General features: G+C 41.3%; 25 protein-coding genes. 8 read left to right on the forward strand and 17 right to left on the reverse strand.

Going from position 1 to position 25,210, the window contains the following annotated elements; all coding sequences use genetic code 11:
- Positions 1–15 precede the first annotated feature (15 nt).
- The 14 genes from pglD to galE form a co-directional block, all read right to left on the reverse strand.
- Complete coding sequence (gene pglD, locus MTT09_RS08400) at positions 16–606, reverse strand: UDP-N-acetylbacillosamine N-acetyltransferase (RefSeq protein WP_429803497.1); 591 nt, start codon at positions 604–606, stop codon at positions 16–18.
- Entirely contained in the window at positions 593–1,198 is a 606-nt protein-coding gene (gene pglC, locus MTT09_RS08405) for an undecaprenyl phosphate N,N'-diacetylbacillosamine 1-phosphate transferase (RefSeq protein ID WP_021088589.1), read from the reverse strand. Before pglC ends, pglD begins: the two co-directional genes overlap by 14 nt.
- Complete coding sequence (gene pglA, locus MTT09_RS08410; protein ID WP_429803498.1) at positions 1,191–2,306, reverse strand: N,N'-diacetylbacillosaminyl-diphospho-undecaprenol alpha-1,3-N-acetylgalactosaminyltransferase; 1,116 nt, start codon at positions 2,304–2,306, stop codon at positions 1,191–1,193. Before pglA ends, pglC begins: the two co-directional genes overlap by 8 nt.
- A gap of 2 nt (positions 2,307–2,308) precedes the next feature.
- Positions 2,309–4,408: an STT3 domain-containing protein gene (locus MTT09_RS08415; protein WP_429803499.1), complete on the reverse strand. Its 2,100-nt coding sequence runs from the start codon at positions 4,406–4,408 to the stop codon at positions 2,309–2,311.
- Positions 4,401–5,525, reverse strand: coding sequence for an N-acetylgalactosamine-N,N'-diacetylbacillosaminyl-diphospho-undecaprenol 4-alpha-N-acetylgalactosaminyltransferase (gene pglJ / locus MTT09_RS08420; RefSeq protein ID WP_429803500.1), 1,125 nt, complete (start codon positions 5,523–5,525; stop codon positions 4,401–4,403). Before pglJ ends, MTT09_RS08415 begins: the two co-directional genes overlap by 8 nt.
- Positions 5,522–6,565, reverse strand: coding sequence for a glycosyltransferase (locus MTT09_RS08425; RefSeq protein ID WP_429803501.1), 1,044 nt, complete (start codon positions 6,563–6,565; stop codon positions 5,522–5,524). The genes pglJ and MTT09_RS08425 overlap by 4 nt, the downstream gene beginning before the upstream one ends.
- Positions 6,562–7,620 (reverse strand): glycosyltransferase, encoded by a 1,059-nt coding sequence (locus tag MTT09_RS08430; RefSeq protein WP_429803502.1) that lies wholly within the window; start codon positions 7,618–7,620, stop codon positions 6,562–6,564. The genes MTT09_RS08425 and MTT09_RS08430 overlap by 4 nt, the downstream gene beginning before the upstream one ends.
- On the reverse strand, positions 7,617–8,549 hold the full coding sequence (locus MTT09_RS08435; RefSeq protein WP_429803503.1) for a glycosyltransferase family 2 protein: 933 nt from the start codon (positions 8,547–8,549) through the stop codon (positions 7,617–7,619). Before MTT09_RS08435 ends, MTT09_RS08430 begins: the two co-directional genes overlap by 4 nt.
- Positions 8,550–9,311 carry a glycosyltransferase family 25 protein gene (locus MTT09_RS08440; RefSeq protein ID WP_429803504.1) on the reverse strand — a complete coding sequence of 254 codons (762 nt, stop codon included), beginning with the start codon at positions 9,309–9,311 and terminating at the stop codon, positions 8,550–8,552.
- Positions 9,312–10,829 carry an MATE family efflux transporter gene (locus tag MTT09_RS08445; protein WP_429803505.1) on the reverse strand — a complete coding sequence of 506 codons (1,518 nt, stop codon included), beginning with the start codon at positions 10,827–10,829 and terminating at the stop codon, positions 9,312–9,314. It lies immediately after the preceding gene.
- A 112-nt stretch (positions 10,830–10,941) separates the two neighbouring features.
- Positions 10,942–12,174 carry a nucleotide sugar dehydrogenase gene (locus MTT09_RS08450; RefSeq protein WP_429803506.1) on the reverse strand — a complete coding sequence of 411 codons (1,233 nt, stop codon included), beginning with the start codon at positions 12,172–12,174 and terminating at the stop codon, positions 10,942–10,944.
- The gene (locus tag MTT09_RS08455) at positions 12,171–12,614 is read right to left on the reverse strand and encodes an ecotin (RefSeq protein WP_429803507.1); all 444 of its coding nucleotides are present in this window, start codon (positions 12,612–12,614) and stop codon (positions 12,171–12,173) included. Before MTT09_RS08455 ends, MTT09_RS08450 begins: the two co-directional genes overlap by 4 nt.
- Positions 12,611–13,933, reverse strand: a complete 1,323-nt coding sequence (locus MTT09_RS08460) for a UDP-glucose dehydrogenase family protein (protein WP_429803508.1) — start codon at positions 13,931–13,933, stop codon at positions 12,611–12,613. Before MTT09_RS08460 ends, MTT09_RS08455 begins: the two co-directional genes overlap by 4 nt.
- Before the next feature lie 8 nt (positions 13,934–13,941).
- A complete protein-coding gene (galE, locus tag MTT09_RS08465; protein ID WP_429803732.1) occupies positions 13,942–14,925 on the reverse strand; it encodes a UDP-glucose 4-epimerase GalE in 984 nt (327 codons plus the stop codon).
- A gap of 187 nt (positions 14,926–15,112) precedes the next feature.
- On the opposite strand from galE, the gene MTT09_RS08470 reads away from it, so the two are divergent.
- Positions 15,113–16,153 (forward strand): LLM class flavin-dependent oxidoreductase, encoded by a 1,041-nt coding sequence (locus MTT09_RS08470; RefSeq protein ID WP_429803509.1) that lies wholly within the window; start codon positions 15,113–15,115, stop codon positions 16,151–16,153.
- Here MTT09_RS08470 and MTT09_RS08475 read toward each other — a convergent pair.
- The 3 genes from MTT09_RS08475 to MTT09_RS08485 are packed head-to-tail and all read right to left on the reverse strand — an operon-like array spanning position 16,150 to position 19,102.
- On the reverse strand, positions 16,150–17,016 hold the full coding sequence (locus MTT09_RS08475; RefSeq protein ID WP_429803510.1) for a DNA ligase: 867 nt from the start codon (positions 17,014–17,016) through the stop codon (positions 16,150–16,152). The genes MTT09_RS08470 and MTT09_RS08475 overlap by 4 nt on opposite strands.
- Entirely contained in the window at positions 17,013–18,071 is a 1,059-nt protein-coding gene (locus MTT09_RS08480) for an NAD-dependent epimerase (protein WP_087581538.1), read from the reverse strand. Before MTT09_RS08480 ends, MTT09_RS08475 begins: the two co-directional genes overlap by 4 nt.
- 20 nt (positions 18,072–18,091) lie before the next feature.
- Positions 18,092–19,102 (reverse strand): 3'-5' exonuclease, encoded by a 1,011-nt coding sequence (locus tag MTT09_RS08485; protein ID WP_429803511.1) that lies wholly within the window; start codon positions 19,100–19,102, stop codon positions 18,092–18,094.
- Between the two features lie 63 nt (positions 19,103–19,165).
- On the opposite strand from MTT09_RS08485, the gene waaC reads away from it, so the two are divergent.
- Genes waaC through MTT09_RS08520 form a run of 7 tightly spaced genes read left to right on the forward strand, consistent with a single transcriptional unit; the run spans position 19,166 to position 25,158 of the window.
- Positions 19,166–20,140, forward strand: coding sequence for a lipopolysaccharide heptosyltransferase I (waaC, locus tag MTT09_RS08490; RefSeq protein ID WP_429803512.1), 975 nt, complete (start codon positions 19,166–19,168; stop codon positions 20,138–20,140).
- Entirely contained in the window at positions 20,133–21,026 is an 894-nt protein-coding gene (locus MTT09_RS08495; protein ID WP_429803513.1) for a lipid A biosynthesis lauroyl acyltransferase, read from the forward strand. Before waaC ends, MTT09_RS08495 begins: the two co-directional genes overlap by 8 nt.
- Positions 21,020–21,724, forward strand: a complete 705-nt coding sequence (locus tag MTT09_RS08500) for a glycosyltransferase family 2 protein (RefSeq protein ID WP_429803514.1) — start codon at positions 21,020–21,022, stop codon at positions 21,722–21,724. The genes MTT09_RS08495 and MTT09_RS08500 overlap by 7 nt, the downstream gene beginning before the upstream one ends.
- On the forward strand, positions 21,721–22,791 hold the full coding sequence (gene rfaQ / locus MTT09_RS08505) for a putative lipopolysaccharide heptosyltransferase III (protein ID WP_429803515.1): 1,071 nt from the start codon (positions 21,721–21,723) through the stop codon (positions 22,789–22,791). The genes MTT09_RS08500 and rfaQ overlap by 4 nt, the downstream gene beginning before the upstream one ends.
- Positions 22,788–23,861 carry a glycosyltransferase family 4 protein gene (locus MTT09_RS08510; RefSeq protein WP_429803516.1) on the forward strand — a complete coding sequence of 358 codons (1,074 nt, stop codon included), beginning with the start codon at positions 22,788–22,790 and terminating at the stop codon, positions 23,859–23,861. The genes rfaQ and MTT09_RS08510 overlap by 4 nt, the downstream gene beginning before the upstream one ends.
- Complete coding sequence (locus MTT09_RS08515; RefSeq protein WP_429803517.1) at positions 23,858–24,655, forward strand: polysaccharide deacetylase family protein; 798 nt, start codon at positions 23,858–23,860, stop codon at positions 24,653–24,655. Before MTT09_RS08510 ends, MTT09_RS08515 begins: the two co-directional genes overlap by 4 nt.
- Positions 24,655–25,158 carry a hypothetical protein gene (locus MTT09_RS08520; protein WP_429803518.1) on the forward strand — a complete coding sequence of 168 codons (504 nt, stop codon included), beginning with the start codon at positions 24,655–24,657 and terminating at the stop codon, positions 25,156–25,158. Before MTT09_RS08515 ends, MTT09_RS08520 begins: the two co-directional genes overlap by 1 nt.
- Positions 25,159–25,210 lie beyond the last annotated feature (52 nt).

A 25,210-nucleotide genomic window follows, 5' to 3' on the forward strand; every position in this document is an offset into this window, starting at 1 on the left:
CACTTATTTTTAAATTTATATCTTAGCGCGCTCACATGCAGGCACGCCATACGCCTTTATGCCGTCCTTTATATCTCTAACGACCACGCTTCCAGCGCCGATGATGCAGTTTTTGCCGATGCTTATGCCTTGAATGACGCTTGAGCCAATGCCAACGTGCGTAAATTCTCCCACGCTAACGTTTCCAGCAAGGGCTACATTTGGGCTGATGTGAGCAAATTTGCCTATCACGCACTCATGCTCTATCACTGCACCAGAGTTTATGATAGCGCCCTCTTTTACGCGAGCTTTTGCGTTTATCACGGCATTTGGCATGACCACTGCGCCTTTTTCTATCACAGCACTCACGCTCACAACCGCACTTTTATGGATCAAATTTACTATCTCAAAGCCAGCGGCCTCTACTTTTTGGCTGATCTTTTGCCTTGTTTTATTATCGCCTATGGCTATTATGATGTCAGCTTTTTCAAGCTCTGGGCTAAATTTACGCTCACTAGCATCATCTAAAAAAGCTATCTCATCATAGCCATTATCTCTAGCGATGTCAGCGATCACAAGCCCATGCCCACTCGCTCCGTAGATATAAATTTTCTTAGTTTTTGCCATTAAATTTCTCCGTCGTAGCCTGCCCCTCTTTGCTGACACCACTTCGTTTTAGCACCTTTTCTATTGTCTGCAAAGCGATCTTTACATCAAGCATAAAGCTTAAATTTTTAGCGTAATAGACGTCGTATTCAAATTTTTTCTCCCAGCTTATGGCGTTTCTGCCATTTACCTGCGCTAGCCCGGTAATGCCTGGGCGCACATCGTGGCGGTGCTTTTGTGTTTCGTTGTAGATGGGTAGGTACTCGACCAAAAGCGGCCTTGGTCCGATGAAGCTCATGTCGCCCTTTAGCACGTTAAAAAGCTGTGGTAGCTCATCAAGGCTAAGTGAGCGGATTAGCTTGCCAAATTTACCAAGACGCTGTTCATCTGGCAAGAGCTCGCCATTTGCGTCACGCTCGTCGCTCATCGTCTTAAATTTATAAATTTTAAAAATTTTCTCATTTAACCCTGGTCTAGCCTGCGTGAAAATAACATCACGGCTTACTTTAAAATAGATAAATATCGCCGTTGCTATGATAATAGGCGATGTTAAAATGAGCAAAAACAAAGCTCCCAAAATATCAATCACCCTTTTTAAAAAATTTCTATACATCTATAAATTTCCTATAAATTTCTATATATCTTTTTGCGATTTGCTTCTCGTCAAACTCACTCACCGCCCACTCTCTGCCGTTTTGACCAAGTTTTACGCAAAGCGCTTCGTCATCAAGCAAAATTTTGATCTTTTCTGCTAAGTCATTTGCGTCTTTTACCTTGCATAAAAGTCCGTTGTAGCCCTCTTTTACAGCTTCATTGCAGCCTGTAACGTCACTTGCGACAACTGCTTTTGCCATACTCATCGCCTCTAAAACCGTTCTTGGAAAACCCTCTTTATAACTTGGCAAAGCAAGTAAATAAGAGGCTTTTAAAAGCTGCGGTATGTCGTTCCTAGCGCCAAGATATCGCACTTTGCCACCTTTTAAAAAGCTCTCGTCCGCGGTTGATTTATTACCAGCAAAGCCCTCGCCCACAAAGACAAATTCGCAGTTTTTGTAGCCATTTAAAATTTCTGCTGCCTCGTAAAATTCACGAACGCCCTTGTGCCACATGGCTCTTGCGATCATTAAAATGACCTTTTTTTCACCCAAGTCAGCTGCCTGCGTGATAGCTGGGTCAAATTTAGCAGTATCGACGCCGACACTTTTTATGCGATACACCTTGCTTTTATCTATCAAATTTTTTGAGATCAGATAGTCTGGATCTGCGTCATTTACGAAGATGCAAGCATCAGCTTTTGCAAAAGAGAGCTTATAAAGGCTCTCCATGACAAAACGCACAGCCTTTGTCTTAAGATCATCATCGATATAAAAGCTACCAAGGCCTTCGACCAAATTTATCACGTGCTTTATGCCAGCGTTTTTAGCAGCAAACGTGCCAAAGACATTTGACTTGTGAGCGCCAGTTTGAAGCAAGTCTAAATTTAGCTCGCCTAAAATTTGAGATAGTTTTTTTGAGTTATTTATCACGGTTAGCGGATTTAGGCTCGCCTTATCAAGCTCGTAGGTGACGGTGTGAAAGCTTTTAGCAAGCTCATTAGTGAAATTTCCTTTTGGAGCGATAGCAAAAACCTCATGCCCCATATCTTTTAAAGCCTGCATAATAGGGCGTCTAAAAAAGTGTATGCTCATATCAGCATGGCTTAAAAATCCTATCCTTGCCATCTCTACCTCTTTAGCCTATAAACTTTTGCCGCCCCATCAAGTATGACTGGCTCAAAGACTTTTGGATCGTATCTTTCAAGCACGAAAAGCTGGATGTAGGCGCTATTTAAAATGCTCTCATCAAGGATGATAAATCTACCATAATCCCTCATGAAAATGACAGAAATGTTTGAACTTTCATTATTTTTATACTCTTTGACATTTAACTTGCCAGCCTCGTTGTAGTCGGTCTCTATGAAAGATCTTAGTGGTAATACATTACCATCATAGATCAAATTTGTGACATCACTTGTTAGAGTAAATCCACCACTTAGCCTAATACCCTTTTCGCTTTGCGAGATCGCTCTTGTGGTGATGAAAAGTCCGTTGTTTAGGTTTTTACCACTTTTTAGATCGATCTTGCTAAACTGCAAAATGGTCGGGAAGATGCTAAGCATCCTATCTGGCAGATAATAATATATCTCTCTGCTCTTTACTGGTAGGCTAAAATTTGCCTCTTTTATCTCGCTAAAAAACTGATCAACGCTTAAATTTCTATCTTTTAAAATTTGCGCCAAGTTGCCATTAAAGTGCTCTTTGAAATTTCGCTCAGTGTATTCTACATCGAGCCTTGCCATATTTGCCGAGCTCATCTCGTCACTTCCAAGCGCAAAGCTCACGGCAAAATTTTCACGTCCAAGGTGCTTTCCGCCGTCAATTAGCGTCTTAACATCGCTGTAATATCTAATCGGATATCCATAGTCCCACCACGCAACCACGTAGTCCTCGCGTCCTGCGATGCTTTTTAGCTTATTTAAAATTTCAACCTCTTTATTTACAAAGACTGGCTCAGCCTTGTAGCCATAGATGTGAATGAGCGCTGGAGCAAGCACCAGAGCTGCTATGAAGGCTCTTATGAGATTTAAAACGGCCTCTTTTAGCTTTAAATTTACAAGCACAAACTCTACTAAGTAGCCAAAGCCAAGTGCCATGATAGGCACGGCGTAAATGGTAAATCTAAGGCCGCTTTTAAAGGCTAAAAAGCCAAGTGCGAGCATACCAAGCGAGACGGCAAATGAGCGGTGTTTGTAGCAAAAAAGAGCAACACCAGCAAGCGAGATCAAAAACGTTATGACATTTGCGCTGATCCTCTCGCAAAATAGTGTAAAATCGACGACGCTTGACTCTTGGATAGTTTGATTGACATTAAAAAAGTGAAAGCTCATGCCGCCAACTTCAGGCGCATCTCTAAAGACGTAAAATTTAAGCTGAAAGATTATCGGATTTAGCCCACCACGGATGACAAAGATAACAAAGATAACCGCCAAAACGCCAAGAGCAATTTTTAAATTTATCACCTCTTTTTTAAATAGACAAAGTGCATAAATAACGATAACAGCGACAAATTTAAGAGTTAGATCAAGGTTTGAGATAGCAAGTAAAAGCAGCGAAATTTCAATGTAAAAAAGTGGATTTTTCCTATCAAAAATGAGCGTATAAAGTAAAAATAGCCCAGTTAAAATGCTAATAAGCGAAAAGGCACTCATATACCACCACATATAGATAAGCACGCTCAAAGGTGCTATTATCAGGCTCTTTGCGTCCTTTTTCTCAAGCACTCTAACAAGCCCCCAAACAACAAAGACGCTAAGCGGGATGATGAGCATGTCAGTGTCGTAGTAACCAGCCATCGTGCGGTTGTAGTAGCTATTTGCGATCACTGCAAGAAGCGCAGCGATGAAGCCAGCCATTTTTGCTTTGTATTCGTTTGCGATCAAGATAACAGGCACAGCCACAAGCGATGAGAAAAATACACTCATATAAATCATCGCCGTCTCAAGCTTGACACCTAGAAATTTCACGATCCAGTAAGTAAGCGTAGAGAGCGGATAGCCGTAGTAGCTAAGGTCGTTTTCTTGATGAAAGCCAGCTAGCATATCCCTTGCCCCCTCGGCAAATGCGTAGCCGTCGTTTGTGCTGATCATCAGCTCATTGTTCCAAAAAAAGACTGGATACTCGCTCGCCCAAAAGACCCAGTAAAGCCTGCAAACCATGCCAAAAAGGACTGCGACAAATATCATAAGGTATAAAGAGTAATTTTTAAAAAACAAATTTCTATTCATTAGGATTTTCCAAAAAATTTATAAGCTCGCTCGCTATATTTTCACTATCAAAAAATTTAGCCCGATTATACGCAACATTTTCAAAATTTTGCCTTATTTCACGCTCGTTAAGCACTTTTAACATCGCCTCTTTCATCGCATTTTCGTCATCAACAGGCACTAAGATGCCAAACTCGCTATCACCCAAAAGCTCCTTTGCACCGCTCTTGTGCTCGGTTGAGATGATAGTTTTTTCGCACGCTAGTGCCTCCAAAAGCACATTTGAAAAGCCCTCAAAACGCGAGGCACAAAGCAAGCAAGAGGCGTTTTTTATATGCCTAAAAGGATTTTTATCAGTGCCAAGAAGCTTTATTCTATCACCCACGCCAAATTTGTCTATCAAATTTTGTAGCTCATCTTTTAAAGGCCCTTTGCCAAGGATGCCAAGCGTGGCTCGAGGGTCGTTAATTGAAGCTATTATTTTTATTAGCATGGCTTGATTTTTACCGCTATCAAGGCGGCCTATGTTTATGAAAAATGGCTTAAAGTCGCTCTCAAGCGGCTCATCTTTTAGCAAATTTATAGTTTTTAGATCAAGTGCGTTATAAAGCACCTTTGTTTTTGCCTCACTCATGCCAAAATTTAGCACCAGATCCTCTTTATTGCCAGCTGCATTTGCGAGGATTAGATCAGCTTTTTTATAAAGATGAGTGAGTAAAAATTTATTAACTCGCCCGCTTAGATCGTCTTTATATAGGATCGACGGACAGCTTCGCTCGCTGATAACTAGCCTAGCCTTTAGCCCTAAAATCCTAGCAACCCCAGCGATATAGCAAGGGCGGTTCATCAGCACAAACTGCGTGTCGATGTTTAAGCTTTGACAGAGCTTTTTATACTTAAAGGCAAGCAACGGCATCGCTAAAAAGAGCCTTGCAAGCTTCTTTAGTCCGCTCTCGTAAGGATCGCTATTTTCTATAAAGTGGATCTGCACCTCACTTGGGATCTCGTAAGCGATGACCTTGCTCATTAAGATGAGATGAACTTCATAACGTTTAACCAAAAATGGCAGTAAATTTGCCACATTTCGCTCAGCCCCACCAGGCCCCATCGAGTATAAAAAAACGGCTAATTTTTTCACTTGCTAACAACCTTTTTTATAAATTCTCGCCACTGCTTGATGATATTTTCTTTGCTAAATAAATTTGCATTTTCTCTGGCGTTTTTTGCTAGTTTTAGCCTTAAATTTTCATCTTTTAAAAGCATCTCAAGCTTCTCTTTTAGATCATTTGCGTCGCCATTTTTAAAGATAAGTCCGTCTATGCCGTCATTTATAAGCTCACTTGCGCCCACGGTGTCGCTACTTAGCCTAGCGCAACCAAAAGCGCCTGATTCTATTAGCACGTTTGAAAGTCCCTCGCTTCTTGAGCTAAGAGTGAAAATTTTTGCCTCACTATAAAGCTTGCTAACGTCGCTCATGTGACCTAGAAATTTGACATTAAGCCCTAAATTTGATGCCATTTGCTTTAGCTGCACTTCTTGCCTGCCACTGCCTGCGATATTTATCTCCCAGCCATCAAGCAAGCTCTTATCTACCTTACTAAGCGCCTCAAAATAGATATCATAGCCCTTTACCGCCTCCAGCCTTGCCACGCTCAATATAACGTTTTGCTTCTCGCAAATTTCAGGCACATCGATAAAAAGTGGATTGTGGATGACCTCGCGATTTTTGGCAAATTTATAGTAGTTGAAGTCGCTTTTGCTTAGCACGCTTAAGCCATCTACAAAGCGGTAGCTAATATCACGCATAGCGCTTGCGATTTTGCTTTTTAGGTAGCTGTGCTCGTGATGCTCGGTTGCTATTAGCTTGCTCTTTAGCCCAGCATTTGCCAGCACGCAAGCGACGTTTGTCCAGTCGATAAAGCTCATTATCAGATCAGCCCTTTGCTCCTTAAAAAGCGCTCTAAGAGCTAGGATTTTTTTAAATTTTAAAGCGAGCCCTGAGCCAGTGACGCTAACATTTATGATCTTTATCTTTTCACTAAATTTATAAAGTCCAAGGTCCTCTTCAAGAAGAGCGATAGTGATCTCATTATCTTTGCAAAGCTCGTTTGCAAGCACGTTTAGCACACGCTCGGCTCCGCCGTTTCTAAGCGCAGCTATTACAAAAAGAATTTTCACTTCACACCTCCAAGCCTTAAAAGCTCCAGCCATTTTTTATAAATTTGCTCCACACTAAACTCATCAAGTCTAGCTCTTGCATTTTTGACAAATTCGCCCATTTTTGCCTCATCTTGGATCAAATTTGCAAGCTTTTCGCTCATCTGATCAGCATCATTTATCTCGCAAAGCAAGCCATCAAAGCCATCTTTTATAAGCTCTTTTGCCCCGCTAGTTCTTGTCGCAACCCGCACACAGTCGTAGTTTATAGCTTCTATCAATGTGTTTCCAAGACCCTCGAAATTTGAGCAAGAGAGCAACACCTTTGCCCTTTTATAAAGCGAAGCGATATCGCTTACATTGCCTAAGAATTCAACATCAGCGCCTAAACTTTTGGCTAAATTTTCTAAATTTGCCCTCTCTCCGCCATCTCCAGCGACAGCAAATTTATAGCCGCTTTGCTTTAAGCTTGCAGCCACTCTTACAAACATTTCGCAGTTTTTTATCTTATTTAGCCTGCCAACAAAGATGATTAAATTTTCTTTAGCAAAGCTCTCACTGCGCATCTCTTCAAAGAGTGGGTTGTAAATTTTCATCACATTTTTGCAAAATTTAGAGTAGTAGCTAAGATCCTCATCGCTTAGGACGCTAAGTGCATTTGCAAATGGATAGCTTATGCGTCTTAGCACCTTAAAAATGGCTCTTTTTGGCGCAAGATAGTTTGTGTGCTCGCTTATGATTATAGGCGTTTTTAGTCCAGCTGAGCTAAAGAGAACCAAGGTATTTACGGCGTCTAAAAAGGATATCACAGCGTCAAATTTGCCCTCTCGTATGAGTGCTCTTAAAGCAAGCACCTTTGAAACTCTCTTTTTTAAATTTCCAACCAAGCCAAGCTCATCAGCCCCAACGCCTAAATTTATGAGCTTCACACCACTTGCTAGCTCGTAAAATGGCTCGTCCTTGTCAAATTTAACAAGGCTTACCTCGTGATCCACGCTAAATCTTGATGCGATCACCGCGCAAACTCGCTCCGCACCACCACTTCTAAGCGTTGATGTGACAAATAATATCTTCATACGCCAAACCTTTGCTTGATTTTTACTCTAAGCTTTGAGAGTGCTGATAAAATGCCACTTGGGAGCGGACTAAGCAGTAAAAAAATAAACGCTTCTTTACTAAATTTAATGCTAAGACTTTTAAAGATACACCTTAGCATAAGGCCATATTCGCCTGCTATTTTGGCGTAGTAAGCGGCATTTTTATACTGCATAGCTAGAAATTTTGGCTCATTTTTTATAGCGATGTCGTAGTGTAAATTTGCTGTTTTAATGTAAGCGTTTGCCACGTTTAGCGCGTGCTTACCAGCATTTAGCGTCGCACTATCGCTTCTTGCGATGCGGTAGATGTAAAGTGGCTTTTTAAGATAGAAGACATTTTTTTCAAAAAAACGGATATAAAGCTCATTTTCGCCGCCAAAACTGCTCTCATCAAACCTAAAGCCGTCTATAAATTCACGCGAAAAAAGCTTAAAATACTCGCCATTTATCCGCCCACAGTGATAATCAACCTTGCTCATCGCCCCACTCTTGCTATACGGGCTTCTGCCAGCCACGACCTCGGTCATCACGCCATCTTTTTCGCAGATAGCGTCTGCAAAAACGCACGAATACTCGCCACTTTTTAAAATTTCATAACACTCTGTTATCGCCTCTGGCAAAAGCTCGTCATCATCGTCAAGCAAGCAGACAAACTCGCCTGTTGCGTTGTCAAAGCCGTTATTTTTGTTGCCATTTGGACTCTTTTTGTGAGCGCTGTTTTTTACAAATTTGATCCTTGCGTCGTTGAAACTCTTACAAATTTCACTCGCACTCTCGTCATCGCCGTCATCGGTCACAATTATTTCTAAATTTTTATAGCTTTGAGCTAGAGCGCTTTTTATGGCCTTTTGTAAAAGCTCTGGACGCTTGTAAGTCGCTGTTACTATGCTGATTAATGGCTCGCTCATCTAGCCCCTTTTAAAAATTCTCTCATAGCCTTGAAGCTTTTCAAGTCGTGAGAAAAGTATAAATTTAAATGTTTTTATGTATGCCTTTAAATTTGCGCTGTATCCTCTCTCAAGGCGCTCGCCCTCGATGTTTGAGCCACTAAGATCAGTTGGGTGCGCAAAAAGATCGCAAAAATACATCTGCATATCATTAACGCCTAGTAAATAGTCCCAAACATCGGTCGTGCAAAGCGCACGCTTATGAATTTCAAGCAAATTTTTAGCGCTTTTTTTAGTTAGCACATAAGCCCCTGCTCTATAAATGCTCGAAAATGAGTGCTTTGAGACCTGCCAAAGCGGCTTACTTAGGCTAGTATCCACCTTTTTGCCAAAGGCGCTAAACCTGCCCTCTAGCCCATCTTGCATGCCACATATGAGCACGCTATTTTCTGGTATCTTGCTAGCTGCCAAAAAGGCCTCTTTTATGGCATTATCATCTCCGATCACGTCGTCTTCAAAGATGAGAGCAAATTTAGCCTCGCTTGCCAAAAACGCCTCATAAGCCTTCACGTGCGAGAGCGAACAGCCAACCTCTGCTGGGCTTAAAACCTTGCCGTAAGCTTTAAATGATGGCGAGATGATCTTGTAGTACTCCCTCGCGTTTAGCTCCCTGCCATCAACTGCGTCTATTAGCTTAAAGCTATCATAAGAGCTAAATTTCTGCTGCAAAAGCTCGCGCCTTTTGGTGTCTTTTGCTAAAGAGATCAGATAAATTTCATTCATTTAAGACCTTTTAAATTTTTTTAAAATTTTACGCCAGACTATGCCTCGCTCGAAGGCATTAAAAAACAAAAAATATCCCAAAACATAAGCTGCGCTGGCGTATATCGCAGCAAAGATAGCAAATTTTAGCCAGTTATCTAGGCTCACAAAGTCCTTGCAGGCAAACATCGCAAGCACGCAAAGCGCAAAAACGGCTAAATTTTTAAAATAGACCCCGTAAAATGTGGTGAGCTTCACTTCTAAATTTAAAGCGGCATTTATGAGGTCAAAGCCAAGAATTCTTATGCTATAAAAAATGGCTGCGACGATGACGATACCATAAACGCCGTAGTCACTAAATTTAAGCAGTGCGATCTGCGCTATGATCGTGCTAACGCCAAGGATGGTGTTGGCAATGGCTGGGCGGCGAAGCTTGTTTGTCGCGCTATCAAGGTTAAAAAGCGAAAAAACAAAGCTTATAAATACGATAGGCACTAGCGTGATCATCGAGACATTGTAGATAAATTTAACCTCATCTGCGCTTTTAAAAGGTAGCCAAAGCGTGTAAAAATCAAGCCCAAAAACGACGAAAAATGCGGCCGGAGCGCTCATCACAAAGGCGATCACCTTCATCGAAAATTTAGCCTCTTTTATGAGGTCCGTGATCAAATTTTTAGAGTAAAGCTCGACAAATTTTGGCGCAAAGATACCGCTAAGCTGCGCTACAAAGCTCTCAAGTATAATAGGAGCGGCCTTGGCGACAGAAAGAAGACCAGTGGCGTTTGCACTTACAAAAATGTTGCAGATAAAAAGGTCCATACCCGTTAAAAGTATGCGGTTTAGCGCATTAAAGCTGTTCCAAATGCCAGAGCTTAGAAGCTCTTTGATCTTAGAAAAGTCAAATTTACCAAGGCTAAATTTTAGCTCCGGCGTGATACGAGCTGACATAAAAATGGTGCTAAAAAAGACAAAAAGGCTAGCAACTAGCGCTGAGATGGCGATGTATGAAATGAACGGCTTAAAAAAGAAAAAGAGCGCCACGATGAGGGCTGCTAGGATCGCGCTTGAGATGGCGTTTCTGATGGAGAGTAGGTAGAGCTTATTTGTCACAAAGGCGCAGACCGTCAAAACGCCGTTAAATAGCCCAACGCAGAAATTTATAAAGTAAAAAACAAGGGTCATTCTCACGTCAAAGAGTAAATTTTCAGGGACATTTAAAAAGCTTTGCAAATTTAGTATAAAAACAGAGCTAAGCACCACGACAACGGCGCAAAAGAAGATATTTACAACAAGGACTGATGAGTAGTAGGTGTTTGCAAGGCTTAGATCCTTTTTGTGCCACGCATGAGCGACAAAGCGCCCACTAACCGAGTTTATGGCTACACTTACGACCGCTGCGTAGCTAACGATGGCGTTGCTAAGTCCCACAAAGCCAAATGCCTCGTTGCCAAGGCTTTTTAAAATAAATGGCGTAAGAAAAAAATTTATGCCCATTGATACGACAAAAACGACGATCGAGCTTATTAGATTGATTAGCATTAGACTTTTAACCTTTGAAATTTAGCGAATTAGCTAAATTTAAAAAGCAAAATTTATTAGCCACCCCGCCCTTAGGCAAGGTGAGCTTTATTAATTTTAAAAAAACCTTCACTTACAGCCTAGCGTCAGCCTCTGGATAGATATTTTTTATATCATAAACCAAGTGGCCTTTTAGGTTGAGCTTTTTAAATTCATTGTGCGCTACGGCGATCACGATGCAGTCGTAGTCGTCTAGGTTATACTCTTTTACTAGATCAAAGCCGTACTCATGTTTTACCTCAGCGCTATCAGCCCAAGGATCAGTCACATCGACCTTGCAGCCAAAGTCTTTTAGCTCATCAACCACGTCTATAACGCGAGAATTTCTTATATCTGGGCAGTTTTCTTTAAATGTCATACCAAGAACAAGCACGCGCGCTTTGTTGATAAGCACACCTTTTCTTATCATTAGTTTTATCACTTGATCGGCTGCATATCTGCCCATATCATCGTTGATGCGGCGACCTGCTAGGATCATCTCTGGATGATAGCCAACCTCTTGAGCTTTGTGAGTGAGATAATATGGGTCCACGCCGATGCAGTGACCGCCAACTAGTCCTGGACGGAAATTTAAGAAATTCCACTTCGTACCAGCCGCCTCTAAAACGTCTATGGTGTTGATATTAAGCTTTTCAAATAGCATCGCAAGCTCGTTTATAAAAGCGATGTTGATGTCGCGCTGAGTGTTTTCGATGACCTTTGCAGCCTCGGCTACTTTGATGCTTGAAGCTTTGTGCGTGCCAGCTGTGATGATAGAGCGGTAAATTTCATCGACCTTGTCAGCGATCTCTGGGGTTGAGCCACTTGTGATCTTTTTGATCTTAGTTACCGTGTGCTCTTTATCACCTGGGTTGATACGCTCTGGCGAGTATCCGCAAAAAAAGTCTTTATTAAATTTAAGCCCGCTCTCTTCAAGTAGCGGCACGCAAATTTCTTCTGTAACGCCTGGATAAACGGTGCTTTCATAGACTACGATGTCGCCTTTTTTAAGCACTTTTGTCACACTTTGCGTAGCTTTTACCACTGGAGTTAGATCAGGACGTTTGTTCTTATCTATCGGAGTTGGGACAGTTACGATGAAGAAGTTGCAACTTCTGATGTCATCTAAATTTAGGCTAAATTTCATGCCATTATCGATCGCTTTTTTCATCTGCTCGTTGCTAAGCTCAAGCGTTCTATCATAGCCACTTTTAAGCTCTTCTATACGTTTTGCATTTACATCAAAGCCGACTACTTCGTACTTTTCACTAAAAGCTGCTGCTAGTGGAAGTCCCACATATCCAAGTCCTACTACTGCTATTTTCATTTCTCTTTCCTTTTTAAAATTTTTGGTTTTATTATTTCTACACGTTCATAAATTCTTATCTCTGCGCCCACGCCTTGTGGGGTTACGATCTTAATGGGGCTAATGCCAGGCAAAATTTGAGTAAATTCATAATAAATTTGCCTCTTTTTATTTTTGACATTGCAAGGCTTAAGCAGCTCATCATCTGCGCTAAATTCATAATAAACCCCGCTTTTATCCTCTTTTTTATCTAAATGCCCACCATCTAGCATAGCAAATTCGCAATCCGTTTGCACCTCTTTAAAAAATGTAGCTTCATATTTAAAATAATCATTCGGCATCTTTGAGACAGGCAGCTCAAAAATTTGCTCTTGCGTCTTTACCTCGCTTTTACCTGCTGCCTCGCTAGCAAAAAGCACAAAAGGCAATAAACAAGCTATGAGAGATAAAATTTGCTTCACGCTTTGACGCCTATCTGAAAATACTTAAATCCATGCTCGGCTAAAGCTTTAGCGTTATACTGGTTGCGTCCGTCAAATATGACGGCATTTTTTAGCCTTTGTTTGATCTCCATAAAATCAGGCGATCTAAACTCACTCCACTCCGTCACAAGTACCATAGCATCGGCGCCATTAAGAGCGTCATACTTATTTTTAGCATATTTCACATCTAAATTTGGCATATATTTTTTAGCTTCTTCGCTCGCTTTTGGATCGTAAGCGACCACTTTTGCGCCAGCCTCGTCTAAAAGCTTTATCAAAGTTAGTGAGCTAGCCTCTCTCATATCATCGGTATTTGGCTTAAACGCAAGCCCCCAAAGTGCGATCGTCTTGCCCTTTAGATCGCCGTCAAAGAAGTTATAAATTTTATCAAATAGCACTCTTTTTTGAGCCTTATTTCTTGACTCGACCGCGTTTAAAAGCTCTGGCTCAAAGCCATTTTGTCTAGCTGTGTAGATGAGCGCCTCGACATCCTTTGGAAAGCAGCTGCCGCCATATCCGCAGCCTGGGTAGATGAAGCTGTATCCGATCCTTGAGTCGCTGCCGATGCCTTTTCTTACTAAATTTACATCAGCGCCCACGCGTTCGCAGATATTTGCTATCTCGTTTATAAAGCTTATTTTGGTTGCCAACATCGAATTTGCAGCGTATTTTGTCATCTCGGCTGATTTTACGTCCATGCAAATGAGCCTGTCGTGATTTTTCATAAATGGCTCATAAAGTTCTCTCATCACGCTAAAGCCCCACTCGCTGCTAGCTCCGATAACTACGCGGTCTGGCTTTAAAAAGTCCTCAACCGCCGCGCCCTCTTTTAAAAACTCTGGGTTTGAGACGACTTCAAATTTAACATCTAAATTTCTCTTTTTAAGCTCAGCCTCGATCACCTCGTGCACCTTAGCTCCAGTGCCCACTGGAACGGTTGATTTATCGACTACGATTAGCGGTTTGCTTAAATTTTCTCCGATAGATTTCGCAACTGAGAGGACGTATTTTAAATCCGCCTGCCCATCAGCACCCATAGGCGTGCCAACCGCGATAAATAGCACATCTGCATGCTCTAGCGCCTCAGTTATCTGCGTGCTAAATTTAAGCAAGCCATTTTTATAGCACTCACTCACGATATCAGCAAGCCCTGGCTCATATATAGGCACGACGCCGTTTTTTAGCGCTTCGATCTTTTTGCTATCAACATCGACGCAGATCACGCTGTTGCCCATCTTAGCAAAGCATGCACCACTTACTAGTCCAACATATCCAGTTCCAATTACTGCTATTTTCATGCTTATCCTTAAATTCTCTTTTCCCACTCAAGGGCGGTTTTTATGATGAGCGCCAGATCGTCTCTTTTTGGCTTCCAGCTTGTTAGCGAGCGCAGTTTGCTTGCGTTCGAGATTAGGATAGCTGGGTCGCCGTCCCTTCTTGGCGCATTTAGCACCTTAAAATTTACCCCGCTTACTTTTTTTGCGGTCTCGATGACCTCTTTTACGCTAAATCCCCTGCCATATCCCACGTTAAAGGTTTCGCTGCCATTTTGGCCGATATACTCCAGCGCGCTTATATGAGCGTCTGCTAGGTCGCTAACGTGAATGTAGTCTCTTACGCATGTGCCATCTTTTGTCGCGTAGTCATCGCCAAAGATACCCATGCTCTCACGCTTGCCAAGGGCAGTTTGCACGGCTACTTTAATAAGGTGCGTGGCGTTTGGATAGTTCTGACCGATAAGCCCTTCTTCGTCCGCGCCTGCTACGTTAAAGTAGCGCAAAATCGCAAATTTGAAATTTTCATTTGAAGCGGCGCAGTCTTTGATAATCTGCTCGCTCATAAGCTTGCTTCTGCCGTATGGATTTATCGGATTTGTAGGTGTTGTCTCGCTCACCTCCGCCACGTCTGGCTCGCCATAAACTGCGGCAGTCGAGCTAAATATAAATTTATTTACATTGTAAGTTTTTGCGTATCTTAGCACCCTTGCGACGTTTGCGGTGTTGTTTAGATAGTATTTTAGCGGTTCGCTCATACTCTCAAAAACCTCGATAAACGCTGCAAAATGGATAATCGCATCAAATTTGCCATTTGCAAAAATTTCGCTTAGATCATCTTCTAAATTTGCGTTTATAAATTTAAAATTTCCTATCTTTTGGAGTGCTTCAAGTGCTTTTTGTGAGCCCTTGCAGAGATTGTCGATGATGGTTATCTCATCTTTGCCTTGCTTTAAAAGTGCTTTTACTACGTGGCTACCGATGTATCCAGCTCCACCTGTTACTAAAATTTTCAAGTTTAAGCCTTTCATTAAAAGTGTGTAATTTTATCAAAAATAGAGTAAAGCAAAAGTAAAGCAAGGTTAGTTTTTAAAATTTGCCTAAAAGCTGCAAAATAGATATTTCTCTTTATAAATTTAAAATAGACTTACAATCTATTTTAAATTTAATCTTTATAATCCTTCATCTAAAAAAAGGATAAAAATGAATGTCTCAATATTAAATTTACTACCGATAAAGCAAGGCAGTGATGCAAAAGCTGCCATAGATGCAGCCGTTAGACTAGCTATTTTTGCCGAAGATATCGGCATGAAGCGCTACTGGGTTGCCGAGCATCACAATATGAGAAACTTAGCAAGCTCGGCCACGCAGCTCATCATCGCGCACATCTTAGAGCACACAAAGAACCTGCGCGTGGGCTCTGGCGGCGTGATGCTACCAAACCACAGCCCCTGCTCTATCGCCGAGCAGTACGCCACCCTTGAGACGCTATTTCCTAACCGCGTCGATCTTGGGCTAGGCAGAGCTCCAGGGACTGACCAAGAGACGGCTGCAGTGCTTAGACGAGGAGCTAGAGAGATAGAATTTGACATGCAGATAAACGAGCTAATGGACTATTTTAACGCCAAAAGAGCCGTGAAAGCCTATCCAAAAGTAGACAAAATTCCGCCCATCTACATACTTGGCTCAAGCATATATAGCGCATACGTGGCGGCTGAGTTTGGCCTGCCTTACGCCTTTGCGTCGCACTTTGCACCACGTGCGCTAGAGAAAGCGGTAGAAATTTATCGTCAGAATTTTAAGCCCTCACACTTTCTTGCCGCCCCTTATGTCATCGCAGGAGCAAATGTGATAATAGCCCAAACTGACGAGCTAGCAAAGAGTTTGGCAACCACGAAAACGCAGTTTTTCTTAAATGTAGTCACTGGCGAAAAAGAGTATTTGCAGCCACCAAAAAAGGATAACGACGAAGTATTTGCTGCGTTTTGTAAAACAGGCGCCAAAGCTCCACAATTTGGGCCGATCGACTTTAGGCAAATAGAGCTAAAAAACAGAGAAAGAGCCGTCACAGAAGAGATGATGGCGTGCTCTTTTATAGGTTCAAGGCAAAGCGTTAAAGAGCAAATTTTAGAGTTTCAAAATAGACTGGCAGTCGATGAAATAATGGCTCAAAGTTTCATTTTTGATGAGGAGGCACAGTTTGACTCTTTTAGGGCTTTAAAAGAGATCGCGGACGAAATTTAATCCTCTCTAACCCTTAAAAATATAGGAAATCTTGGCTTGCCGTTAGAGGTTAAATTTTGAAATTTATATGTGACGATAGAGCCTATCTTTGGGGGCTCTTGACGATTTTCATCTCTTAGCCCTGAGCCTATTTTAAAGATAGTGCCCTCTTTTGGCTCGCCAGCTTTTTCTCTATCATCTTTGCCACCAAGCGCCTTGCAGGTGAGCGAGCCAACAAGATTTGCGTATTTGCCGCTACCTTTATTTATAGAAACAACCTCGCACTCGGCATCTTTAAATTTCTTAAATTTAAGTACATTTTTGCTTCTTTTTCGCTCATACGGCGCATTTGGCTCACGCACGACTGCTCCCTCGCCGCCTTTTGCGATAATGTCCTTTGTAAATTTTAAAAACTGGGCGTTATCACGCATCTTTATCTGTTTTATGATGATTAAATTGTCATTTGGCTCATTTTTTAGAAATTTAGCCAAAACTTCAAGCCTATCAAGCAAGCCACCACTTGTCTCTGGCACATCAAAAACGTGAAATTTAAGCCTGCTCCACGCCTTCTCATCTGGCAGCTTATCCATTACGGTCGCTTGAATTTCTTCAAATTTAAGCCTCTTTGCGTAAAGCTCGCCATCAAGTGCAAATTTAGGGAAATTTTTAGTAAAACTTAGCGGTGCATTTAGCTTTTTGCCCTGCCTTGAGAGCAAATTTTCTCCGTCCCAGTAGGCACGCACACCATCAAGCTTCTCGCTAGCTAGCCAGCCTGAGACATTTTGATCTTTAAATTCGCTAAGTCGCAGCAATTCAAGCTTGCCCTGCCCTGCTCCAAAGGCAAAGCTAAGGCAAAATACCAAGAAAACGGCTATAAATTTCAAATTTTTATGCCGTAAAACTCGCTATACCACTCGACAAACTTAGCCACGCCATCATTTACTTTTGTATTTGGCTTGTAGTCAAAGTCAGCCACCAAATCGCTCACGTCTGCAAATGTCGCTGGCACGTCGCCTGCTTGAAGTGGGAGAAAATTTTTCTTGATCTCACGGCCGATCTTTATCTCAACTGCCTTGATGTAGTCCATGAGCTCGACTGGGCTGTTATTGCCGATATTATAGACCTTAAACGGCGCTTTTGAGGTGGCAGGGTCTGGGTGCTTTGCGTCCCAAGCTGGATTTGGCTTAGCAGGGTTGTCGATGCACTTAATGATACCCTTTACGATGTCGTCCACGTAGGTAAAGTCGCGCTTCATCTTGCCGTAGTTAAAGACGTCGATGCTTTTGCCTTTAAGTGCGGCATCAACGAACAAAAATAGCGCCATATCAGGGCGTCCCCATGGTCCATAAACCGTAAAAAAGCGAAGTCCAGTCGTTGGCACGTTAAATAGGTGGCTATAAGTGTGCGCCATCATCTCGTTGCTCTTTTTGGTCGCTGCATAGAGGCTTATTGGGTGATTGACCCCCTCGTGCGTAGAAAATGGCATGTTTTCATTTAGACCATAAACCGAGCTAGAGCTTGCATAGACTAAATTTTTGATCTCATTGTGGCGGCAGCACTCTAGGATATTCATAAAGCCTGTGATGTTGCTGTCGATGTAGGCTTTTGGATTTATAAGCGAGTAGCGAACTCCAGCTTGTGCGGCTAAATTTACCACTACGTCAAATTTCTCCTTCTCAAAAAGCTCTTTCATCGTCTTTTCATCAGCGAGGTCTGCTTTTATAAATTTTAAATTTGGATGCGTTTTTGAGGTGATAAGCTTGCCGTAGTCTATCTCGCTCACGTCAAAGCCAGCCGTTTTTAGGCGTGCAAGCTTTAAATTTACGTCGTAATAGTCATTTATCACGTCATATCCAACAACCTCATCCCCACGCGCCACAAGGGCATTTGCAAGGTGAAATCCTATAAATCCAGCTGTTCCAGTTACTAAAATTTTCATATTTTTCCTTTCATTTTGGCTTATTCGTCGTCTAAATTTATCTCAGGCACTTTCTCTTCAAAAAGTGTCTTGCTCTTTGGCTCTTTTGGCTTTAGATCGCTTGCTTTTTTAAGCAAACCGCCTAGCATATCGCGGTTTAGCTCCTCTTTGCTAATCGGCCTTACATCATCAAATTCGCTAAATTCCAAAGCCTCTTTATCTACCTTTATCTCATAGTCTAGCTGTCCGCCAAGCCTTGCTAGCTCGTCACTTATCGCTGAGCAAAAGACCTCAGTGTATCCCCTGTGAGCGCAGTTTTTAGCTAAAAATTCACTCATCACGTTTAGGTGATTTATGTAGTCATCTTGCAAGATATTTGCCTGCAAAAGCTCAAATTTCAAAAAGAGCCAGTAGGTGTTAAGCACGTCACTTTCGCAGTATTCGTTGATCTTATCAAGCTCGCCAGCATAGTATAGCTCAAGCACCTGATCGCCGTGCACGTCGTACTTGCCAGGTAAATTTAAGCTAGCACAAAGCGTATCAAGCTTTAGCCCTCTTACGCTTCCAAAATCGCTTATAAAATCAAGCAGGTCAAGGTGAAATTTAGGCGAATACCTTGCCCTATAATTTTCCCATTTGTTTTTGTTTAGCTCTTTGTTTTCGCTCTCATAATATGCTGCCGCATTTAGGTTGTAGCGCATCGCACGCACCATAAGCATTGGCAGGTCAAAACCACGGCCATTAAAGCTAACAAGCCTTGGGTTATAATCATTTATAAATTTTAAAAATTTAGCGATGATCTCGCGCTCGTCCTTGCCCTCCATCGTGCTTGCTTTTAAAAATTTGCCGTACTCATCGGCCATCACCGCAGAGATCGCCACAACTCTATGAAACATCACAGGCAAAAACTCACTCCCACTGGCCTCTTTTTGCAAGGCCATAGCCTGCACGCTCACATCTTCGTCGCTTCCATCAATGCCGTAAATTTTTCTTATCAAATTTGCATCAGGTATCGTCTCGCAGTCAAAGACACAGATGTAATTTTTCGCCATTTTAGCCCTTTTTTAAGCATTTTTTTTTAAAATCATACCAAAAATTTATATTTAAAGTAGCCAATGCAAGATAAAAATCAACTAAAAATAGCCATAGTAAAGCTTTCGGCACTTGGTGACATTGTCCATGCAGCCATCGTGCTTCAGTTTATCAAAAAGCACTGCCCAAATGCTCACATCACATGGCTAGTTGATGCCCGTTTTGCAAGCCTTTTAAAAGACCATCCCCTAATCGACGAACTAGTCGTTTTGCCGCTTAAAGAGAGCTTTAAAAAGAGCTACAAGATCATAAAAACGCTTGGTAAATTTGATAAGATCATCGACCTGCAAGGACTTTTTAAGTCAGCCGTCGTCGCAAAACTACTTGGCAAAGAAATTTATGGCTTTAGCAGAGAGAGCGTCAAAGAAAAGATCGCAGCTAGGCTTTATAGGCATAAATTTAAGATCGACTACAATGAAAATATCATAATTAGAAACCTAAGCCTCGTTGGATACGCCTTAAATTTTAGCTTTGACAGAGATGAAATTTTAAAAAAATCGCCCTGCTTTGAAATTTGCAAAAAATTTAAAAATGAAAACGGCAAAAAACGCATACTAATCGCTGCATTTGCAAGCGAAGAGAGCAAAATTTATGACAAATTTAAAGATGTGATCAGACTGCTTGATGGTTGTGAAATTTACCTTTGCTACGGGAGTGAGAGCGAAAAAACAAGGGCTGAGGCGATCATTTCAGGCACCAAAGCAAGACTGCTTGAAAAGCTAAGCATAAAAGATATGATAGATTTTATCGCGAGCTGCGATCTGGTAATCGGCAATGATAGCGGTCTAACGCACCTTGCATGGGCTGTAAACAGGCCTTCTATCACGCTTTTTGGTAACCGACCAAGCCACCGAAATGCCTACGTCACGGACAAAAACCTTGTTGTTGATATGGGCAAGGAGATAGATGCTAGAAGCATCGATAAAAACGACTTTTGCATAAGAGAAATTTATCCTGAAACGGTTGCAAATTTCGCAAAAAGGCTGCTAAATGGATAGGCTCTATCTAGCTGGCTTTTATACCTTGAAATTTCTTATATTTATATTGCCAAGCTCGCTTCAAAACCTGCTTGCTAAATTTTTAGCATTTGCGTTTATGAAGCTTAAAAAAAAGCGCTTTCACGTCGTGATGACAAATTTAAACCTTGCATTTGGCGAGACAAAAACCAAAGAAGAGAAGCTAGAAATCGCTAAAAAATGCTACTACAACTTTGCAAAATATCTTGGTATAAATTTCATCCTCAATCAAAACACGACAAAGCAAAAGATACTTGAACAAGTTGTTTTTAAAAATGAGCACTTTTTACTTGATGCGATAAGATCTGGCCGGCCTATCATCGTCACAACGGCGCACTTTGGGCAGTGGGAGATATTTGGCCTAGCTGTCGCAGCTCGCTTTGGAGCTTCTTCAGCGCTTGGCAGAAAGCTTGATAGCAGCGTCATGGATAAAATTTTAAGGGCAAACAGAGCGCAGTTTGACATGGAACTCATTGACAAAAATGGCGGCGCAAAAGATATCTTAAAAGCGCTAAAAGCTAGGCGAATAGTAGGAATTTTAGTCGATCAAAACACCGCTCCAAAAGATGGCATAAAGGTGCAGTTTTTTGGCAAAGATGTGCTTCATACGCCAGCGGCAAGCGTGCTAGCGCAAAAGACAAATGCCCTTATCATAAACGCTTTTATTTACAAAAAAGATGAAAATTTAAACGAAATTTGCTTTGAAGAGCCAATAGACATAAGCACGTTTGACAAAGAAGATGCCGTGCAAAAAGCGACGCAGATGCAGTGTAGTGCGTGCGAAGAGATGGTTAGAGCAAGGCCAGAAGAGTACTTTTGGTTTCACCAAAGGTTTAAGAGATTTTACGAAAATGAGTATAAATGTTAAGCGTTGTCATTTTGACTTTTAATAGCGAAAAGTACCTAAAAGAGGTGCTAGATAGCGCTAAATTTGCTGATGAGATCATCGTAGTTGATAGCGGCTCACGAGACAGCACAAAGCAAATTTGTGATGGCTTTAGTAACGTGAAATTTCACGAGCAAGCTTGGCTTGGATTTGGCGCGCAAAAGCAAAAGGGCGTGGATCTAGCCAAAAACGAGTGGGTATTTGTGCTTGATAGCGACGAGGTGATTACAGACGAGCTTAAAAATGAGATCATTAGCACGCTAAAAGAGCCTAAATTTAGCGCTTACAACGTTGCTAGGCTAAATTTCTTTTTTGGTAAAGCGATAAAAAATATGGGGCTATATCCAGACTACACGGTGAGACTTTTTAATAAAAATTTTGCCAAATTTGATGGCAGAGCTGTGCATGAAAAGGTCGTTTTAAATGACGGCTCACAAGAGCTTGGAGCGCTTAAAAATCACTTCTTGCACTACGCGTATGAGAGCATCGAGCAGTTTATCGCCAAGCAAAATCGCTACTCAAGCATGGGCGCAAAAAGAAATTTGCTAAAGGCGCTTACAAGCCCAGCTTGGACATTTTTTAAGCTTTACGTGCTAAAAGGCGGCTTTAAAGAGGGCTTTACGGGCTACATTATCGCTAGACTTTACGCCCAGTACACATTTTGGAAATATATAAAATGAAAATACTTGTGATTAAATTTAGAAACATCGGCGACGTGCTTTTGACAACGCCGCTCATTGAAAACCTGCACCACTACTACCCAGAGGCAACCATCGACTTTGCCCTAAACAAAGGGACAGAAGCGATGATAGAAGGCAACCCTTACATAAATAAAATCCACATTTACGATAGGCAAAGTGCAAATTCTGGCTTTTTTAAAAAGCTAATGACCGAGCTAAAATTTATAAGAGCGATCAAAAAAGAGAAATACGATATGGCGGTGCAAACGACCACTGGAGACCGCGGCGTCATCATCTCAAAGTACGCCAAGATCAAAAAGATAGTTGGCTTTTTAGGCAAGCATAAGGCGATAAACAAGCTTTTAAGCGTAAAGGCAAAATACTACGAAAATTTCTCGCACACGGTTGATCTAAATTTAAACGCGCTAAGGGCTTTGGGTTTTGAGCCGGTGAGTAAAAAAGTGAGAGTTTTTTCAGATGAGAGCGTGGAGCATCTAAATTTACCAAAACGCTTTGTGCATGTGCATCTAACAAGCCGCTGGATGTTTAAATGCGCAAACGACGAGAGCATGGCAGAGCTCATCGACTACTGCGAAAATGAGCTAAATGTAAAAGTCGTGCTAACAAGCGACAACAAAGAAAATGAGCTAAATAAGCTCGCAAGCGTGCTAAAAATTTGCAAAAGTGAGCCTATAAATTTAGGTGGCAAGCTAAGCCTAAAACAAACGATCGCCCTCTCAAAGCGCTCAAGTCTCTTTATTGGCGTCGATACTGCCATCATGCATATAGCCGCAGCAAATGACGTGCCAGTGATCGCCTTTTTTGGCCCTAGCAATGCTTTTGAATGGGGACCTTGGGATAATAGCTTGATGCAAAATGGCTACACAGCGCAAAATGGCATCCAAAGCATGGGCAAGCATATCGTATATCAAAAGGACTGGGACTTTGTGCCTTGCGACAAAGAGGGCATAAAAGAGCACGGCATCGAGAAGACTTTAATGGACTTTAGCGACGAGATGGAGCAGATAAAAGCAAAAATCAAGCAAAATTTAGGACTAGAGCGATGAATATCCTCCATACGCAGACGCTTTTTAACTGGGGTGGCGAGCAAAACAAGACGCTAAACGAGATGCGCTTTATGCGTGAAATGGGTCATGAAGTGATGCTCTTTTGCAACCCAAATTCGCAGATCGAAAGCATCGCAAAAAAAGATGGATTTAAGGTCATCACGCACGAGATGAATAAGAAAAATTTTCATAAAAGCGTGCCAGCACTTTGCGAAGCGATAAGATCAAACAACATAGATGTCGTGATCACACATGGCTCTACTGATAGCTGGGTCGGCGCCATAGCTGGGCTTTTTTACCGCAAAAGAGGCGTTAAATTTTATAAAGAAAGACACAATCTTTTCCCTATAAAGGGGCTTATTTCTAAATTTATGCATAAAAAGCTTTTTGACAAAATTTTATACATCTCAGGTAGTGTCAAAGAGTATCTCCTAAGCATCGGCGTTAGCGAAGATAGGCTCTTTTTTATGCCAAGCACGGTTGATGTCGAAAAGATTGATAGCACAAAAAGCACTTTTAGAGATGAGTTTCATATCGCCAAAGATGAGCTAGTCATCGGTACTTTCACCTCACTTTACCGCAAGAAAGGGGTATTTGACTTCGCAAGTGCTGCAAAAGAAATTTTAAAGACAAAGGATGCAACTATTGTATTTTCTGGCAACATTAGTGACGGCACAAAAGAGCAGATCGCCTCTATGTTTGATGAAAAAGATAAGATCATCTTCACTGGCTTTAGAAATGATGCGGCAAATGTTATAAAAAGCTTTGATATCTATGTATTTGCCTCGCACTCTGAGGGGCTTGGTACGGTCTTGCTTGAGGCGATGAGCTCAAAGGTGCCAGTCGTGGTCTATGATAACGCGCCGATGAACATGCTGGTTAAAGATAAAGAACGTGGGCTTTGTGCTAGAAATTTAGATAAAATTTCACTAAAAGAGTGCATTTTAGAGCTGATAAATGAGCCTGAAAAAGCCAAAATTTACTCTCAAAACGCCTTTAAATTTGTGGATGAAAACTTTAGCCACAAGGCGCTAAAAGAGGCTATAAGAAATTTACTGGAGCAAAAATGAACTACCCAGTTTGCGTGCTAACGATGCACCACTGCAATAACAATGAAAACGACTTTGCCATAAGGCCTGAGCTATTTAAAAAAGCGCTTCTTATGGCTTTAGATGAGGGCTATAAATTTATAAATTATGGCCAGTTTAAAGATATCGTTGCTGGCAGGTCAAAAGCCTCCAAAAAGAGCATTTTACTAACTTTTGATGATGGATATTTTGACAATTATAAATTTGCATTTCCTATCTTAAAAGAGCTAAATATCCCAGCCGTTTGTTTTTTGATAACAAATAAGATCAAGGATTTTAAAAGGCAAGATTATGATTTTTTGTTTAAAAAACACAAAGAGATCGACTACGACAAAGACGCGGAGTATTTTTTAAATTTAGATGAGATCAGGCAGATGCAAGAGAGTGGGCTTTTTGAGTTTGATAGCCACACAGCGAGCCACTTTTCTTGCAGGAGTGACGATGAGGCAAAGCTAAGAGAGGAGTTTTCTAGCTCGCTTGCCAAGATAAAAGAGCTATTTCCTGAAAAAAAAGAATTTGGTTTTTGCTTTCCAAAAGGGCATTTTAACGAGCTTTCACAAAGGATAGTTAAAGAGTATTATGACTTTGCTTTTAGCGTGATAGATGGCGGATTTTGCGCTGGGGATGATAAATTTAAGATAAGGCGTATCGATATCTCAAACAACGCAAAGAGCGAGAGCGACTACATTTTTAGGATCAAAAAGAAGCTTTTTATCTATTCGACACCAATAATAGGAAATTTATATTCAAATTTTAGGAATAGAGGCTATAAATAATGCTAAAAGCATTAAATTCGGCTTGCAAAGAGATATTAAAAGAAAAAAAACGGGTGCTTATCGCTCTTACCGGACTTCATGGTAGTGGCAAAAGCACACTTGGTAAAGAGCTAAGACGCAAAGGTTTTGGTGACTTTAAACCATATCAGATCGCTGTCATAGATGATGGAGTGATGAGTGTAAATCTCTTTTTTATACGCCCAAGAGTAAAAATCAAGAGTGATCAAAGAGATGAACTAAGGCCATTTTTTAAATTTATCATGCCATTTGTAAAGGTTGTGATCTACGCAAGCGCCAATCCTCTTTCGCGCATCAGCAAATGCGATATACTCTGCATTTTAAATATCAATGAAGAAGATAGGATCGCTAGAATTTACAAAAGAAATCCAGTAGAAGATCAAAACAATACACAAAGGCACATAGATAAAAAAGAGCTTGATCTAGTAGGTCTTGAATATAAAATTAAATTAGAATTTAAATCACCAATAAAACAAAATATTTAAACGCAAGCAATTCCCTAGATCTTACGAAAAGCATCTAACAAAGAATGAGAAA

Source organism: Campylobacter concisus (assembly GCF_050447505.1).
GTDB lineage: Bacteria > Campylobacterota > Campylobacteria > Campylobacterales > Campylobacteraceae > Campylobacter_A > Campylobacter_A concisus_BP.